At 33.2% G+C, this 16,485-nt stretch carries 18 protein-coding genes; all 18 read left to right on the top strand.

The window, feature by feature from the left end; genetic code table 11:
- Positions 1 to 34 precede the first annotated feature (34 nt).
- On the top strand, positions 35 to 295 hold the full coding sequence (gene flgM, locus ACFTQ7_RS18145) for a flagellar biosynthesis anti-sigma factor FlgM (protein ID WP_386830256.1): 261 nt from the start codon (positions 35 to 37) through the stop codon (positions 293 to 295).
- A gap of 27 nt (positions 296 to 322) precedes the next feature.
- Positions 323 to 823: a flagellar protein FlgN gene (locus ACFTQ7_RS18140; protein WP_386830255.1), complete on the top strand. Its 501-nt coding sequence runs from the start codon at positions 323 to 325 to the stop codon at positions 821 to 823.
- 49 nt (positions 824 to 872) lie between these two features.
- A complete protein-coding gene (flgK, locus tag ACFTQ7_RS18135) occupies positions 873 to 2,414 on the top strand; it encodes a flagellar hook-associated protein FlgK (RefSeq protein ID WP_386830254.1) in 1,542 nt (513 codons plus the stop codon).
- Positions 2,415 to 2,443: 29 nt separating this feature from the next.
- Positions 2,444 to 3,367 carry a flagellar hook-associated protein FlgL gene (gene flgL, locus ACFTQ7_RS18130; protein WP_386830253.1) on the top strand — a complete coding sequence of 308 codons (924 nt, stop codon included), beginning with the start codon at positions 2,444 to 2,446 and terminating at the stop codon, positions 3,365 to 3,367.
- A gap of 157 nt (positions 3,368 to 3,524) precedes the next feature.
- A complete protein-coding gene (locus ACFTQ7_RS18125) occupies positions 3,525 to 4,088 on the top strand; it encodes a DUF6470 family protein (RefSeq protein WP_386830252.1) in 564 nt (187 codons plus the stop codon).
- A gap of 17 nt (positions 4,089 to 4,105) precedes the next feature.
- Positions 4,106 to 4,549: a flagellar assembly protein FliW gene (gene fliW / locus ACFTQ7_RS18120; protein ID WP_386830251.1), complete on the top strand. Its 444-nt coding sequence runs from the start codon at positions 4,106 to 4,108 to the stop codon at positions 4,547 to 4,549.
- The gene (gene csrA / locus ACFTQ7_RS18115; RefSeq protein WP_386830250.1) at positions 4,549 to 4,767 is read left to right on the top strand and encodes a carbon storage regulator CsrA; all 219 of its coding nucleotides are present in this window, start codon (positions 4,549 to 4,551) and stop codon (positions 4,765 to 4,767) included. The genes fliW and csrA overlap by 1 nt, the downstream gene beginning before the upstream one ends.
- A gap of 203 nt (positions 4,768 to 4,970) precedes the next feature.
- Positions 4,971 to 5,906 carry a flagellin Hag gene (hag, locus tag ACFTQ7_RS18110; RefSeq protein ID WP_386830249.1) on the top strand — a complete coding sequence of 312 codons (936 nt, stop codon included), beginning with the start codon at positions 4,971 to 4,973 and terminating at the stop codon, positions 5,904 to 5,906.
- Between the two features lie 100 nt (positions 5,907 to 6,006).
- The gene (locus ACFTQ7_RS18105) at positions 6,007 to 7,701 is read left to right on the top strand and encodes a motility associated factor glycosyltransferase family protein (RefSeq protein ID WP_386830248.1); all 1,695 of its coding nucleotides are present in this window, start codon (positions 6,007 to 6,009) and stop codon (positions 7,699 to 7,701) included.
- Positions 7,694 to 8,041: a DUF8042 domain-containing protein gene (locus tag ACFTQ7_RS18100; protein WP_386830247.1), complete on the top strand. Its 348-nt coding sequence runs from the start codon at positions 7,694 to 7,696 to the stop codon at positions 8,039 to 8,041. Before ACFTQ7_RS18105 ends, ACFTQ7_RS18100 begins: the two co-directional genes overlap by 8 nt.
- A gap of 44 nt (positions 8,042 to 8,085) precedes the next feature.
- On the top strand, positions 8,086 to 9,063 hold the full coding sequence (gene pseB, locus ACFTQ7_RS18095) for a UDP-N-acetylglucosamine 4,6-dehydratase (inverting) (RefSeq protein ID WP_386830246.1): 978 nt from the start codon (positions 8,086 to 8,088) through the stop codon (positions 9,061 to 9,063).
- A 38-nt stretch (positions 9,064 to 9,101) separates the two neighbouring features.
- The gene (pseC, locus tag ACFTQ7_RS18090; protein ID WP_386830245.1) at positions 9,102 to 10,259 is read left to right on the top strand and encodes a UDP-4-amino-4,6-dideoxy-N-acetyl-beta-L-altrosamine transaminase; all 1,158 of its coding nucleotides are present in this window, start codon (positions 9,102 to 9,104) and stop codon (positions 10,257 to 10,259) included.
- Positions 10,256 to 10,984, top strand: a complete 729-nt coding sequence (locus ACFTQ7_RS18085) for a cytidylyltransferase domain-containing protein (protein WP_386830244.1) — start codon at positions 10,256 to 10,258, stop codon at positions 10,982 to 10,984. Before pseC ends, ACFTQ7_RS18085 begins: the two co-directional genes overlap by 4 nt.
- A gap of 8 nt (positions 10,985 to 10,992) precedes the next feature.
- A complete protein-coding gene (pseG, locus tag ACFTQ7_RS18080; RefSeq protein ID WP_386830243.1) occupies positions 10,993 to 12,063 on the top strand; it encodes a UDP-2,4-diacetamido-2,4,6-trideoxy-beta-L-altropyranose hydrolase in 1,071 nt (356 codons plus the stop codon).
- The gene (locus tag ACFTQ7_RS18075) at positions 12,060 to 12,584 is read left to right on the top strand and encodes a GNAT family N-acetyltransferase (protein ID WP_386830242.1); all 525 of its coding nucleotides are present in this window, start codon (positions 12,060 to 12,062) and stop codon (positions 12,582 to 12,584) included. Before pseG ends, ACFTQ7_RS18075 begins: the two co-directional genes overlap by 4 nt.
- Positions 12,581 to 13,273 carry a WbqC family protein gene (locus ACFTQ7_RS18070; protein WP_386830241.1) on the top strand — a complete coding sequence of 231 codons (693 nt, stop codon included), beginning with the start codon at positions 12,581 to 12,583 and terminating at the stop codon, positions 13,271 to 13,273. Before ACFTQ7_RS18075 ends, ACFTQ7_RS18070 begins: the two co-directional genes overlap by 4 nt.
- Positions 13,274 to 13,301: 28 nt before the next feature.
- A complete protein-coding gene (gene pseI, locus ACFTQ7_RS18065; protein ID WP_386830271.1) occupies positions 13,302 to 14,357 on the top strand; it encodes a pseudaminic acid synthase in 1,056 nt (351 codons plus the stop codon).
- 208 nt (positions 14,358 to 14,565) lie between these two features.
- Positions 14,566 to 15,648 carry a DUF2920 family protein gene (locus ACFTQ7_RS18060; RefSeq protein WP_386830240.1) on the top strand — a complete coding sequence of 361 codons (1,083 nt, stop codon included), beginning with the start codon at positions 14,566 to 14,568 and terminating at the stop codon, positions 15,646 to 15,648.
- Positions 15,649 to 16,485: the final 837 nt, after the last annotated feature.

The raw sequence follows: 16,485 nt of genomic DNA, 5'->3' as shown, positions 1-16,485 counted from the left end.
ATAGGAAGATAAGCTTTTAGACAGGGGGGATTACATGAAAATTACATCATATGGTATTAATGCAGTGAACGCCTATAACAATCAGGTGCGCAATGCAAAATCAAGCACTAACAAGGCATCCTTCGCAGATAAAATCGAAATTTCAAAGACTGCACAGGAGATGCAAGGGATTTCAACATATAACACAGAGCGCGCAGACCGCGTAAAACAATTAAAAGAAGATATCGCTTCTGGTGAATACAAAGTAGACGCTCGCAAAGTGGCAGAAGATATGCTGAAATATTATCGTTTCTAAGGAATTTCAGAAAGGGTGCTTCGCAATATGTCTGTAGAAACGATCTGTTCTACACTAACAAAACTAGAAAGAATGCATAAAAGCTTACTTGAACTAGCCGTAAAGAAAACTGAAATCATTACAGCTGGCGATATCGAAGCACTGGACCAAATGCTCAAGGATGAGCAGGCACATGTAGCAGCCATCGATAAGCTCGAGCAACAGCGTCAAAAACAGGTAACGGATTACCTTGGGGCAAAAGGATTTGCTTCAATTGACAAAGCAACTGTCGCTGATGTCATCGAGGTTGCTGGACAGCAGACAGAAAAAGACATGCTCTCAGCTGTTCGCAATCGATTATTGCAAATCATCAACGATTTAAAAAAACAAAACGATTTAAATCAAAAACTAGTGTTCCAATCACTGCAATTTGTCAACTTTACATTGGACGCTTTACAACCTCGTCCTGAGCAAATCAACTATTCTGGCAATGAGGTTCGTGGCACAAATACAGTGGCAAAAAAATCATATTTCGATTCTCAAGCATAGTTTTTAAGAAATCAATTGCTGAAAAACGGTTACTAAGGGAGGAAAAAGAATGCGCTCAACATTTATGGGCTTAGAAGCTAGTAAACGTGGTTTATTTACACAACAAACAGCTTTATACACAACAGGACATAATATTTCCAATGCAAATACATTAGGTTACACTCGCCAACGAGCAAATATGCAAGCAACTCCTGGTTTTCCAAGTCCAGGCTTAAATCAACCTGTCTATCCAGGACATCTTGGAACAGGGGTAGAAGTAAGCTCGATTCAACGCATCCGCGATCAATTTACAGATCGACAATATCGTCAAGAAACGAATAAGCTAGGCTATTGGGATTCAACAGCAAAATCGATTTCGCAGATGGAAGATATTATGTCAGAGCCTTCAGAGTTTGGTATTAACCAATCATTTACAGATTTTTGGAAGTCTATGGAGGATGTTATTGACAATCCAAAAGATACAGCTGCACGTCAGGTATTAATTTCTAAAGGAATTTCAATTGCTGAGTCCTTTAATTATATGGATAGACAGCTAAAACAGATCCAAGGTAATATCGGGAATGAAATTAATGTATCAACGGATAAAGTGAATTCAATTCTTAAACAAATTGCAGCCCTTAATAAACAAATTCAAGAAGTTGAGCCGAGTGGTTATGTGCCAAATGATTTATATGATGCACGTGATGTATTAGTAGATCAGTTAAATGAATATATCCCTGTAACTGTTTCATTGCAAAAATCAGGTGGTTTAGCAAAAGATGTAGCTGAAGGTTCAATGACGATTACATATGTATCAGGGGACGGTACTCCTATTACATTAGTGGATGGTAGAGAATATGCTGCACTTGCAACGATGGACACGAACAATCAGCGCATTGATGGTGATGTAGATGATCAAGCGACAGGGAGCTATGCTAACTTTAAGGAAATTAAAATTTCTGCTGTTGGCGAGCCACCAGGAGATCCAGCGAATGGAATTGCAATTGATTACAGTCAAATGGACCCTGGTAAAGGTTCATTACGTGCATTAATTGATGCGTATGGACATAGCGGTGGACAAGGTACTTATCCAGAAATGCTTGCTAATTTAGATAATCTAGCAAATGAATTTATAACAAAATTTAATGAAGTTCATAGTAAAGGTTTTGGTTTAGATGATAGTACAGGTCAGAACTTTTTCTCTGGGACGACTGCACGTGATTTTAAGGTAGTGATTACCGATCCGAAGCAAGTAGCTGTATCCGATACGGCGGGTGAGGAAGGTAATAACGGAAACATGCGTAAGTTAGCAGCGCTGCAATCACAGGCTCAAGATAACTTAAAGAAAGGTACATTCCAAAACTATTATAAATCATTAGTAGGGGACTTAGCGGTTAAGGGACAGGAAGCTATGCGTAGTGCATTCAACTCCGAAACAATGCATTTGGAAATTTCTAAGCGTCGTGATTCAATGAACTCCGTTTCCTTAGATGAAGAGATGACTAATATGATTACATTCCAGCAAGCATACAATGCCAATGCACGTATGATTACAGTAGTAGATGAAACATTAGATAAAATCATCAACGGTATGGGAAGAGTTGGGCTATAATAGCGACTTAACTGAGAGGAGATAAATTTATGCGCGTTACACAATCAATGATGTCGAGTAATATGCTACGCAATTTAAATACAAGCTATAGTAAAATGTCTAAATACCAGGATATGTTGAACTCAGGTAAAGTAATTACAAGACCATCCGATGATCCAGTTGTTGCGGTAAAGGGAATGGGCTATCGTATAGATCTTGATAAAAACCAACAATATCAACGAAATCTTCGTGAAGCAAATACATGGTTAGATACAACAGACGAAGCGCTTGATCAAGTAGGCGGAGCATTAAAACGTGTAAAGGAGCTTATTGTACAAGCTGCTAACGATACAAATACTACTGATGATCGTCAAAAGATCAATGCAGAAATGCAACAAATTAAGGAACAATTGCGTGATATCGCCAATACAAAAGTGGGCGAAAACTATATCTTTTCAGGGACGCATACAAATCAGCCGCTTTATACTGATGAAACAGGACCACAAAACCCAGCAATTACTCAAGATGGAGCAAAAAACACAATTGATATTAACGTTTTTGATGGTATCTCAATGGATATTAATACTCCGGGTACTGATTTGTTTGGGAAAATTGATGGGTTTATGACGCAAGTAACAACACTTTTACAAAGTGGTGCAACAAGTGCGGAGATAGGGGAGGCGCTTGGTTTAGAAGTAACAAGTGGTGCTAATAAAATTCCTGGTTTAGATGGTATTTACGAAAATACATTGACTGTAAGAGCAGATGTCGGCGCTCGTCAAAATCGTGTAGAGATGATGGGAAATCGACTAAGTCTTCAAGAAGTTAATGTAACCAAACAACTATCTGCCAATGAAGACACAGACTATGCGAAGACGATTACAGATATGGTTACACAGGAATCCATTCACCAAGCCGCTCTTTCCGTAGGAGCAAAAATCATTCAACAAACCTTAGTAGATTTTATCCGATAAAATCTACTAAGGTTCTGCCCCGAAAGCGAAGCGACAGGGGCAAACGCGAAGCGAAAGGTTCTGCCTCGAAAGCGAAGCGACAGGGGCAAACTTTATAATAAATAACAGAGCGTTTGAACAATATGTTCAGGCGCTTTTATTGAAAGGAAAGGCATATATGAGGCTCCCGCAAATCCAAATTCATACAACAGACGCTAAAATAGACCTTAATATATCAAAGCCACAACAATATATTAAACAACCTAATGCTACTCAACATATTGAACAGCCTGCCGCTATTTTGGAAATTCGTACGACTAAAGGTGTTTTGAAAATAGACTCTTCTCAGGCAAGACGGGATATAGGGATGATTGGTCCATTGGAATCTAGTGCGAATTACGCAGAAAAGGGAAAACAAGAGGCACTTAAGGGGATGGCACGTAGAGCGAGTGAGGGACGTCAAATGATGGACAACGCTGGTAAAGGTCAGGGCCGTGAAACTATCCCAAATATCGCGAAACAAAATCATGGACCACACCGGACGCCATTTAATATTAAATTTGTCCCATCTATAGGTTCTGTGAAAATTGACTATACGCCAGGCACAACAGATGTCAATATTCAGCGTAAAGAGCCAATAATTGACGCAAAAGTGAACAAACCAACCCATCAATACACACCAGGAAAAGTAACTGGTACAATGATACAAAGACCGGATGTTGACACCAATGTCATCATTTAAAGGAGTGTAAGGAACAGATGAAAATTGCAACAAAATTTTTAGGTGAAGTCGAAATTATGGAAAAAGACATACTTACGTTTGAACAAGGGTTACTCGGATTAGAGGATCATAAAAGATTCGTGCTATTACCTATTTCTGAAGAACATCCATTAGTATTATTACAATCAGTTGAACAAGTTGAAATAGGCTTTGTGGTTGCTTATCCATTTGCCTTCAAAAAAGACTATAGCTTTGATTTAAGCGCAGAGGATTTAGAACAACTTCAAATTGAAAATGAAGAAGATGTTCTAACGTACTCTGTTGTTACAATGAAGGAAACACTACAGGACTCTACTATTAATTTACTTGCACCATTAGTTATTAACATGGATAAAAAACGTGGTAAACAAATTGTTCTTCAAGATAATAAAGCCTTTCCATTACGCTACCCAATGCAAACATTGGAAGGAAGTGCGAAGTAATGCTAGTCTTATCACGTAAGAAAGATGAATCTATTATGATTGGCGACCATATCGAAATAAAAATATTAGCAGTAGAAGGTGAGCAAATTAAGTTAGGTATAGTCGCACCTAAAACAGTCAAAGTACACCGTTCGGAAGTTTTTGAAGCCATCCAAGCACAGAATAAAGAAGCTCTATCGGCATCATCGAATTTCTTTGAACAACTAAAGAAAAAATAAAATAAAACTATATGTTGTATCAAAAATCTAAACTTAGAATCTTTTACATAAAGAAATAAAAAAAATTTCGAAAAAACTATTAAACATTTCCAACTAAATACGATATATAGATTGTAAGGGGCAGGAAGTACATACATACTACCTAATCCGAAATTCCACACGGATGTGGAATAACAAAACAAACATTCAAGGAGGAATTCCAAATGAGAATTCAACACAACATTTCAGCTTTAAACACACACCGTAACCTAGCTTTCAATAACGCTCAATCTTCTAAAAACCTTGAGAAATTATCTTCAGGTTACAAAATCAACCGCGCTGGTGACGATGCTGCTGGTTTAGCAATCTCTGAAAAAATGCGCGCTCAAATCAAAGGTCTTGACATGGCTACTAAAAACTCTCAAGACTCAATCTCTTTAATCCAAACTGCTGAGGGTGCTCTTAACGAAACACACGCTATCCTACAACGTATGCGTGAATTAGCAGTTCAATCTCGTAACGATACAAATGAAAATACTGACCGTGCTTTCGTCCAAGATGAAATTTCTCAATTAAAAGAAGAAATCAATCGTATTGCGACAACTACTGAGTTCAATGAAAAAACATTATTAAATGGTAACCTTGATGGTGCACCTAAAGCATCAACAGTGACTAACGCTAAAGCATCAGTATTAAATTCAGATGGTGGTATTTCAACGCCAGCAGTAGCTTCATCTGTTACACCTCCAACAAATGGTACTTTAACATTCCAAATTGGTGCGAATGAAGGTCAAACAATGACTTTAGATATCAAAGATATGCGTACTGATGCATTAGCTGCAAATAGTGGCCTTTCTAAAATTGACCTTTCATCTGGTGGTGGTGCAAGTGCAGCAATCGCTGTAATTGACGAAGCTATTAAAACTGTATCTACACAACGTTCTTCTTTAGGTGCTGTTCAAAACCGTCTAGAGCATACTATCAATAACTTAGGAGCAGCTTCTGAAAACTTAACAGCTGCTGAATCACGTATCCGTGATACAGATATGGCTGCTGAGATGATGGCGTTTACTAAAAACAATATCCTAACTCAAGCTGCACAATCTATGTTAGCTCAAGCAAACCAACAACCACAAGGTGTTCTTCAATTATTACAATAATTCTCATATGTAATATTAAACCCATTCTCAAATTTGAGGGTGGGTTTTTCTTTATTTTTTTTTCTAATTGTCGATATATAGTATAGAGGTGAAGAAATATATGAGAATTGAGTCTTTGAATGCAAAGAATGGCGACCCTATATTAAAAATTGATGATTATTATTTACATAGCAAATATAATCCGAAAAGAGAAGCAGAACAGTTTGTGACTTCAAAATATAAACCGGATACAGTACAAATATTGTATGGAGTTGGTAAAGAATATATTTTAAACGAATTAATAAAAGTAAGGAAAAATAAAGAGAAAATTTTAGTTGTTGAACCAATTCTATCTATAAATATTAAAGCTGAAAATGTTTTTGTTTGTACTTTTGAAAGTAAAGATGATTTATCCCGATTTTTAAATCAACACATTCGAATGATTGATACTTTAAATATATTAACGGCACCGAACTACGATAAGATATCAATGGAAAAGTATAAAGATTTTTTAGAAGTTGTAAATAGAAAGTTACAACATTCAAGTGTCGATGAGAGTACTATGAAGATGTTTACTGATAAATGGCAAGAAAACTATATTTCAAATTTAAAATGTGCCTCTTTAGATCAATCTATAGTGAATTTGAAAAGTTATTATAATACACCTGTAGTTGTAGCTTCAGGGGGGCCGTCACTTACTAAACAAATTCCTTTATTAAAGAAGTATAGAGAAAAATTTGTTCTGATTGCATCAGGTTCAACAATTAATTCATTAATTCATAACGGTATAGAACCAGATTATGTTGTATCAATAGATGGCGGAAATGCAAATTTTGAACATTTCAAAAATTTAGAATTACAAAATTCGCAATTTATGTACAGTGTTCAAAGCCATCCCGAAATTCGAAATAGTTTTACTCGACAAGGATACTACTTTTTACCAATGAACGCCGCGGTAAGTATAAATCACTTAGCTAAGATTGTCGATGAAGATCCAGTTGTAGTACCGGGAGGCGGTTCAGTAGCAAACTATGCATTTTCAATTGCAACATTCATTAGTTCAGGACCAATTGCACTAGTTGGCCAGGATCTAGCCTATACTGATAATAAGACCCATGCTGAAAATAATAAACATGCTAAATTATTGGATGAAACGTTTAAATCTTCAAATAACCTTTTTTATACTGAAGGATATAATGGAGATTCAGTATTAACTAGTTATTCATTCGATACTATGAAAAATTCATTTGAACAATTAGCGCTATCAATTGTTGGTAAGAGAGAAATTTTTAATAGTACAGAAGGTGGTGTATTGATTAAAAATTTCGAAAATATATCTTTTGAAGTTTTTTGTAAAAAATATGCAAAGGAAAATGTACTAATACAATTGACTCCAAAAATTTCGATGGAAAAGGAAAAACTAGAAAAGCTATTAATAAAGGTAAAAGCAGAAATTAAAATATACTCCCGATTAGGGATTTTATTGAAAAAAAATATGGAGTTACTTAAAAAAAATACTTTAAAAACATATTTTGAGAAGTCAATAATCACCAAAATAGAAAAAAACGATAAAGAGATTAGAAAACTAGTTCAAAAAACATGTATAGATACATCCATAAAACAAGTTAACTATGAAGTTTTAAAATATTTTAAAGAACAAAAAAATGAATCAGCAGAGGATGCATATAATCGAATCTATAAACAAAGTCATTATCTCTATAACAATATGCTAGAAGCAGTTAATAGAACAAGTTTTTACATGGAGAAGCAGTTAATAGAAAATTTAAATGGGGAGTTGGAAAAAATAAATGGATGAATTAATACTTAGTACAATGGAAAGCTATAATCAATATATAGATGTTGTTTTTACTGAAACTGAAAAAATAGTGAAAAGTCTTAGGGATGGTAATATACAAGTAGCAATTAAAAATATTCTTGATTTCAGTGAAGGTGTGGATTGGATGGCGCAGGTCAATGAGAAGTTGGCTATTTTAGGCTATGAAAATTCATTATATATAAAAAAAATTCATGAATTTTTAGAGGAGATTAATAGTGGGTTAGAAATACAAGATTTTTTACTCGTAGCAGATATTTTCGAGTATGAAATTAAACCTTTTTTTGAAAGAGTTAAGCCATATGAAATACCAGCTAACTAATTTATAATAAGTAGTGGAATTATTTAATAGAATAGGTGAAAAATATGATGAAAAATGAAATAGCAAATAAAACAGTTTTAGTTACAGGTGGTACAGGTTCTTTCGGGAAAAAGTTTATCCGAAAAGCTTTAACATTAGGTGTGAAAAAAGTGATTGTCTTTAGCCGTGATGAACTTAAGCAATATGAAATGGCTAAGGAGTTTACAGATTCACGTGTCCGTTTCTTCATTGGTGATGTACGCGATAAAGATCGTTTATACCGTGCATTTGATGGAGTGGATATTGTTATTCATGCAGCTGCTATGAAGCATGTTGATGCTTGTGAGTATAACCCTTTTGAGGCGGTAAAGACAAATATTCATGGCGCTCAAAATATTATTGAAGCTGCCATTGATCGAGGAGTAGAAAAGGTTATTGCTTTATCAACCGATAAAGCTTGTTCACCCGTGAATTTATATGGTGCTACAAAACTAGCATCTGATAAATTATTTGTTGCAGCAAATGCCTATGTAGGAGAAAAGAAAACACGTTTTGCAGTTGTACGCTATGGTAACGTTGTAGGAAGCCGCGGTAGTGTTGTGCCATTCTTTAAAAAAATAAAAGACTCAGGCACTTTACCTATTACTGATGAGCGTATGACACGATTTTGGATTACGCTTGAGCAAGGAGTACAATTTGTTCTGGATAATTTAGAAAGAATGTATGGTGGCGAGATTTTTGTACCAAAAATTCCGAGTATGAAAGTAACAGATTTAGCAAAAGCAATCGCTCCAGAATGTAAAATAGAAATTATCGGTATTCGCCCGGGTGAAAAATTACATGAAGCGATGATTATGGAAGACGATGCACGCCATACATTAGAGTTCGATGATTACTATGTTATTCAGCCAGAGCTCGCTTGGTGGCCTCAAGGGCAATTAAATGGTGGGAAGACTTTACCTAGTGGTTTTGCTTATACAAGTGATAATAATACTGAATGGTTAACTATTGAACAATTGGGAGATTTAGTAGAAGAAATGTAGTCTTTGACTGCATTTTTTCTTTAAAGGAGTTAAATAAAATGAGAGATACATATTTACCATATGGACAACAATGGCTAGATGACGAGGATATACAGGCTGTAGTGGATGTTTTAAAGAGCAGTTACTTAACGACTGGTCCAACAATTGCAGAATTTGAAGAAGCTGTAGCTGAATATGTAGGTGCAAAATATGCAGTAGCATTTTCCAATGGAACAGCTGCACTTCACGGGGCGTGTTTTGCTGCAGGTATTGGTGAAGGTGACGAAGTTATTACAACACCAATAACTTTTGCAGCGAGTGCAAATTGTGTACGTTATGTGGGTGGGACAGTTGTATTTGCAGATATTAAGGAAGATACATATAACATAGATCCTTTAGAAATTGAAAGAAATATTACGTCAAAGACAAAGGCAATCATTCCTGTTCATTTTACAGGGCAGCCTGTACATTTAGATGAAATTCATGCTATCGCAAAGAAGCATAACTTAATTGTTATTGAAGATGCAGCACATGCTCTAGGGGCTGAATATAAAGAGGAAAAAATAGGTGCATTGAGTGATATGACAATGTTTAGCTTTCATCCTGTAAAGCATGTTACAACAGGAGAGGGTGGCGTCATTACAACAAACAATGAATCCTATTATAAAAAGCTTTTACAATTTCGTTCACATGGTATTACGAGAGATACGAAAAGTATAATTAAAAATGATGGTCCTTGGTACTATGATATGCAGTTTTTAGGTTTTAATTATCGAATGACAGATATTCAAGCGGCTCTCGGTATTAGTCAATTGAGGAAGTTAGATCAATTCGTAACACGCCGTCGTGAAATTGCTCAAATATACAATGAAGCATTTAAGAATAATGAATGTTTATTTATACCTAATCAATGTGTAGATGGGATTTCAAGTTGGCACCTTTATATCATTAGATTAAATCTTGAAAATATAAGCGTGACTCGAAAAGAAATATTTGAGGCATTACTCGCTCGAAATATTGGTGTTAATGTCCACTACATCCCAGTACATACTTTGGCATATTATCAAGAACTAGGTTATAAGAAAGGGTCTATGCCGAAGGCAGAAGAATTGTATGATGCTATTATTACTTTACCTTTATTCCCTAAGATGTCGAATAAAGATGTACAGGATGTAATAAGTACAGTGATGACAGAGCTAGAAAAGGTGAAGAAATGAAAATTGTTGCAATAATACAAGCAAGAATGGGATCTACACGCTTACCGGGGAAAATTTTAAAGACAGTGAATAATAAACCATTACTATCATATCAAATAGAGCGTTTACAGCAAAGTCGGTACATAAATGATTTAGTAATAGCAACGACAATTGAAGAACAAGATGATTTAATAGTAGGTTTTTGTAAAAGAAATCAAGTATTGTATTTTAGAGGAGCAGAACAAGATGTATTAGCTAGATATTATGAGACAGCTAAAGCATTTAATGCAGATGCAATTGTTCGTATTACATCAGATTGTCCAATCATTGATGTACAAGTAGTCGATAAGACGATACGCTATTTTATAGATAATAAAAATTTTGATTATATATCAAATACGATAGAAAGAACTTATCCAAGAGGCCAAGATACAGAAATATTTTCATTTGCAGCATTAGAAAAGGCATATAATGAAGCTATTTTAGAAAAAGAGCGAGAGCATGTAACTGCATATTTCTATACAAATCCCAAGATGTTTAAAATTGGAAGTATTAAAAGCGAAATAGATTATAGTAGATACCGATGGACAGTAGATACTGAGGAAGATTTTAATCTTATAAAAAATATAATAGAAAACCTTTATTGTGAAAATCCTAATTTTACTTTAAAAGATACAGTACAGTTAATGGAGGAGAATCCCGATTGGTTTTATATTAATGCTCATATTGAACAAAAGAAATTATAGGTGATCAAATGAATATCGTATTTCGTGTAGATGCTTCATTTCAAATTGGCTCGGGTCATGTTATGCGTTGCCTAACTCTAGCTAATCAATTAAAAGATGTAGGGATGCAAATTAGTTTTATTTCAAGAGATTTACCTGGTAATATGAATGACTATATTGCAACACAGTTCCCTGTAAAAGCTTTGCCAACAATTAATGTACCTAATACATCACAATGGATTAAGGAGAACTGGTCTCAGGATGTGCTAGAGACGGCAAAAAATTTAGATCATAACATTCCTAGTCTATTAATAGTTGATCATTATTCATTAGATTTTCAGTGGGAAAATGCTATGTATAAATATGTGTCCAAAATTATGGTTATCGATGACCTAGCAAATCGTAAACATGATTGTGATATATTGTGTGATCCAACAGTAACAAGAAAAAAAGATGATTATAAAAATTTAATACCTTCAAAGAGCAAAATATATTGTGGGGCTAAGTTTGTAATAATTAGGAGAGAGTTTAGAGAATACCAAAAGAATACATATACTCCCTCAAAAAAACCTTGCATTCACATTTTTTTTGGAAGTATGGATTTTAATAATTTTACTTTTAAATTTACTAAATATTTATTAGAAAACTTTAAAAATATTAGTTTAATTATAATTATTAGTAGTAAATATAAAAATTCTTCAGATTTAATGGGATTAATTTTACATTATAAAAATCGAGTGGAAATATATATTGATGTGGAAAATATGGAGTATTATATGTATCAAGCTGATTTTGCAATTGGTGCCCCAGGAACGGCTACATGGGAAAGGGCTTGTATAGGTTTACCAGCAATCTATTTAGCTACTAATAATAATCAACACGATATTTTAGTAAATTTAAATAAACAGAAACTTTGTGTTTATTTGGGTAAAGCTTGGGACATTGAAGAAATAAAATTTGTAAATAGTGTAAGTGCTATTATAAGAGACACAGGTTTATTAAAAGAAATTCAAAAAAATTGTAGAGATTTGGTGGACGGTTTAGGAGTAAATAGATTATTAGAAATAATTACTGAAGAATTAGGTGATATTAATATATGAAAAAACTTTATTATAAAAATATTTCATTAAATCCTTATCAATTAAAACATTATGAAAAAACTGTACATTGGTTAAATAATAGTGAAATCAGAGAAAGCTTTGGACTGAGAAATGAAATAAGTTATAAAGGTCATCTAAACTGGGTGCAAAATTTATCAGATACAATAATCTGGGCAATACATGAAGAAGAGTTTGATAATTATATAGGAAATATTTTGTTATTTTTAAATAAAAAACATAACTCAGGTTTTTTACAAATTTATATCGGAGAAATAGTTAATAGAGGAAAAAAATTTGGAGAAAATGCTCTTAGATGTTTAATTAATTTTGTTTTTAATGAGCTCAAACTTAATCGATTATGGTTAAAAGTCTTTGAAGAAAATAAAATTGCAATAAATTTATATAATAAAGTTGGATTCAAATTTGAAGGAGTAGAACGTCAATCATTCTACAATGGTGAAAATTTCCGGAATCAATTAATATTTTCAATTTTAAAAGAGGAATGGGGTTCGAAAATTTGAAGATTGCTATAATGCAACCGACTTATTTACCATGGGCCGGTTATTTTAAAATGATAATGGATGTAGATAAATTTATATTTTTAGATGATGTACAATTTGCTAAAAGATCATGGCAACAAAGAAATAAAATTATTTTAAATGGTAAAGAAAAGCTTTTAACTGTACCAGTATTAAATTCAGGAAAACAATTTCAAAAGATAAAAGATGTATCGATTAACACTGATGATGATTGGGTTAAGAGTCATATCATGACAATTGAACAGTCATACAGAAAGCATCCCTACTTTCGAGAGTTTTATCCTATAGTAAAATCGACATTTGAAAAAAGTGTTGATAATTTGTGTGATATAAATATTAATTTTATAAAAGACACTCTTAATTATTTAGAGATAGAAACAGAAATCATCAGGAGTAGAGATTTGGATATTTACGGTAAAAAATCTCAATACCTTTATGATATTTGTAAATACTTTGGGGCAACAACATATCTTAGTGCGGATGGTTCAAAAAATTATTTAGAAGAAGAACAAATTTTTAGTGAAAATAATATAGATGTTGAATATTTAAATTTTAAAATGCTTAAATATCCTCAATTGAATACCACTGATTTTGTTTCATATCTATCAATCATAGATGTAATATTTAATTTAGGTAAAAATGAAACAATTACATATCTACGAAATAATTAAAGTTTTTCTAGAGCATAGGGGAGAAATTATTATGAGTATAATTATTGAAAATAAAAAAATAGGAATTAATAACAAACCATTTATTATTGCTGAAATGTCAGGAAACCATAATCAGTCTCTTGAACGTGCCTTAGAAATAGTAGAAGCTGCAGCTACAACAGGTGCACACGCATTAAAAATCCAAACATATACTGCAGACACAATTACACTTGATGTTGAGTCACCTGATTTTTTGATTTCAGATGAAGGGAATTTATGGAAAGGTAGAAAGCTTCATGATTTATATGATGAGGCTCACACTCCTTGGGAATGGCATAAACCAATCTTTGATCGTGCTAAGGAATTAGGAATGATTGCTTTTAGTACGCCTTTTGATGAAACAGCGGTTGACTTTTTAGAGGAACTAGATGTACCACTCTATAAAATTGCCTCTTTTGAAAATACTGATTTACCACTTATAAAAAAAGTAGCGTCTACAGGGAAACCGATGATTGTATCCACTGGAATGGCAACATTAGCCGAATTAGATGAGCTGGTTTGTACGGCAAAAGAAGCTGGATGTAAAGACCTAGTATTGTTAAAATGTACAAGTACGTATCCAGCAACACCTGAAAACACTAATATCTTAACAATACCACATATGAAGCAGTTATTTGAAGATGTGCAAATTGGATTATCTGATCATACAATGGGGATTGGAGTTTCTGTAGCAAGTGTTGCATTAGGTGCAACGGTCATAGAGAAACATTTCACATTAAATCGAGCTGATGGTGGTGTAGATGCAGCATTTTCGATGGAGCCAACTGAAATGAAGGCGCTTGTAGAAGAAACAGAACGCGCATGGTTGGCATTGGGGAACGTTACTTATGGTCCAACAGAAAAAGAAAAGAAATCGTTAAAATTCAGACGTTCGATTTATGTATCTAAAGATATTAAAGCTGGTGAGGAATTCACAAAAGATAATATAAAAATTGTTCGTCCAGGATATGGATTAGAGCCAAAATATTATGAAACTATTTTAGGGAAAGTAGCAAATAAATCTATGACTAAGGGAACCCCATTGAAGTATCAAAATTTATTTTAAATGATAATTTTATATATAAAGTAATATTAGGGAGATTTATCTAGAGTTCTGAAACATTAAAGAAAAATCAATAAATAGACTTTTAGTATAACTGAATTTGGAGTTCATTATTTAAAGAAATCTTACAGTAATATTATTTAAATTCTCTGTAAATTAATTTAGAGGATAGAAACAATGATAAATGTTGGTTAATAAGGAGAGGAAACTTTTGAGTTATAACGATACTTTAAAAATACCAGCTCATCATAATATATATAATGGAGTAAATGGGAGAGAACTTCGAATTGACTACTCAATTCCTCAAAATGGAACTAATGAAAATACAGGAATCTTTATTTTTGTACCAGGGTTTGGTGGTCATATTGACTCTAAAATTTATAAAAAAATGCGGGAACATTTCGCAGAAAAGTATAATGTTGTAACCGTACAATGTGAATACTTTGGAAGTAGATTTATGCAGTCTTCCGATAAATTTCAACTGAAGAATGATATAAAATCAATTTTAAATCTGTTAACACTTGAAGATAAGATATTAGTTGAAAATGATACCTCAATTTTACTTAATATTATAAGTAAATATAACATCAATGTTTCTGTCCAAGCAGTAATTGATGAAACAATTAATGAGTTTGTAGATATGGGATATATGCAGGCAATTGATGTAATCACCACTGTCGAAGCTATAAAAATACTATTAACTGAGAATGGATTTTCATATGACGAAGGGCGTGTATTAGGATTTGGACAATCCCAAGGAGCTTATATTTTACTTTTAGCTAACAGGTTAGCGCCTCATTTATTTTCTCAAATTATTGATAATGCTTCATGGGTCGAACCCAAATATTTAACTACCAACCGTTTATTTGCAAAAAAGATTGGGAATACGATTTTATCAATCGAATTCGATTATTTAGCAAAAAAGGTGATAAGCGATAAGAAGTCACTTTCCTTACATAATTTGTATAATGGGTTTGAGAATGGAGCTTATATTTACTCATGTTTAGGAACTACAGATTTTTTAGTAAGTGTACAAGATAAGCAACAGGCAATTGGTAATCTACCAAATGTAGAATTTGAAGTTATAGATAGTAAAGATGTGGACGGAGTTATATTCAAGTCTACGAACCATGGTTTAGACGCCGACTTCATTGAATTGGTAGATTATGCAATAAGTAAATGTCCTGCACATAGAAATAAAAACGAAAAACAAATTCAATATGATAACAAAATTTCACATACGAAACTGAGTATTGATTATACGAATGGGTTACCTGTATTTCAGTTTATATAAGAGGCCTAGGCTATAATATTTGAGGTTTGTTGATAGAGAGATGAATTCATAATTGAGTTATTTTAATAAATTTAATCTCTATAGTATCAAGGTTCTGAAAATTAAACAGAAATCTCCGAAAACCCGGTATAAAGGTAGGGACTAAACTAAAACATACTAAAAGGTGAATGCCCTAGAGTTATTTCGATTTTTTAGTATTGGATAATTCTTGAATAGATGGTATAGCTATTAAATCTATAAATCATGGATTAGATGCTGATTATATTAAGTTACTAGAAATGGTTTTAGCAAAGGAAGTTAGAAATAAAAATCCTAATAAAAAGCAGATACATTATGAAATAATAAGCTCGAATACGAAAATTGTGGTGGATTATACGAACTACTTACCGATATTTCACTTGGAATTATTGTCAGAGTAATAATAAAGCATCTGCCAGGTTGTGATTAATAAATGATGGGATAACTCCCTTTTTAAAGTCTTTTTACTCAAGTCCTGCAAATTAGCTTAAGGAAGGTCTCCAGCTCTTATTGAGGGAAGAAATCATACTTAAAGGAGTACTTAATAATTGAAGTTCTAATTGACAAGCATTGATAATTCCACGTAGCATTGTGTTTTTCCTATTCTTTTGTATTATTAAATAATTTGCTCAATCGTAAAGCTATTATATCTATGAAATAATAATAACCATGATGCTAGTTGAGTTTCATCACTCAACTAGCGTCATGGTTTATATTAATGTTAAAAGGTATACTCAAGTACACAGCATACTTGAATAGAGTCTTAGAAATAATATACATAATTTAAGTTTTTAATTTTATAGAAGCAACCTCCTCCTT

This window comes from Lysinibacillus sp. NPDC056959 (assembly GCF_042674095.1).
In the GTDB taxonomy this organism is placed as follows: Bacteria; Bacillota; Bacilli; order Bacillales_A; family Planococcaceae; genus Lysinibacillus; species Lysinibacillus zambalensis.
The sequence above is the reverse complement of the archived record's forward strand: the minus strand, read 5'-3'. Positions and strand labels throughout refer to the sequence as shown.

Coding starts and splice junctions, on each gene's coding strand:
- csrA (WP_386830250.1), top strand. CDS start 4,549: ATGCTAGTCTTATCACGTAAGAAAGATGAATCTATTATGATTGGCGAC.
- flgM (WP_386830256.1), top strand. CDS start 35: ATGAAAATTACATCATATGGTATTAATGCAGTGAACGCCTATAACAAT.
- pseB (WP_386830246.1), top strand. CDS start 8,086: ATGATGAAAAATGAAATAGCAAATAAAACAGTTTTAGTTACAGGTGGT.
- ACFTQ7_RS18125 (WP_386830252.1), top strand. CDS start 3,525: ATGAGGCTCCCGCAAATCCAAATTCATACAACAGACGCTAAAATAGAC.
- ACFTQ7_RS18085 (WP_386830244.1), top strand. CDS start 10,256: ATGAAAATTGTTGCAATAATACAAGCAAGAATGGGATCTACACGCTTA.
- ACFTQ7_RS18100 (WP_386830247.1), top strand. CDS start 7,694: ATGGATGAATTAATACTTAGTACAATGGAAAGCTATAATCAATATATA.
- ACFTQ7_RS18105 (WP_386830248.1), top strand. CDS start 6,007: ATGAGAATTGAGTCTTTGAATGCAAAGAATGGCGACCCTATATTAAAA.
- pseC (WP_386830245.1), top strand. CDS start 9,102: ATGAGAGATACATATTTACCATATGGACAACAATGGCTAGATGACGAG.
- flgL (WP_386830253.1), top strand. CDS start 2,444: ATGCGCGTTACACAATCAATGATGTCGAGTAATATGCTACGCAATTTA.
- flgK (WP_386830254.1), top strand. CDS start 873: ATGCGCTCAACATTTATGGGCTTAGAAGCTAGTAAACGTGGTTTATTT.
- fliW (WP_386830251.1), top strand. CDS start 4,106: ATGAAAATTGCAACAAAATTTTTAGGTGAAGTCGAAATTATGGAAAAA.
- ACFTQ7_RS18140 (WP_386830255.1), top strand. CDS start 323: ATGTCTGTAGAAACGATCTGTTCTACACTAACAAAACTAGAAAGAATG.
- hag (WP_386830249.1), top strand. CDS start 4,971: ATGAGAATTCAACACAACATTTCAGCTTTAAACACACACCGTAACCTA.
- ACFTQ7_RS18075 (WP_386830242.1), top strand. CDS start 12,060: ATGAAAAAACTTTATTATAAAAATATTTCATTAAATCCTTATCAATTA.
- pseG (WP_386830243.1), top strand. CDS start 10,993: ATGAATATCGTATTTCGTGTAGATGCTTCATTTCAAATTGGCTCGGGT.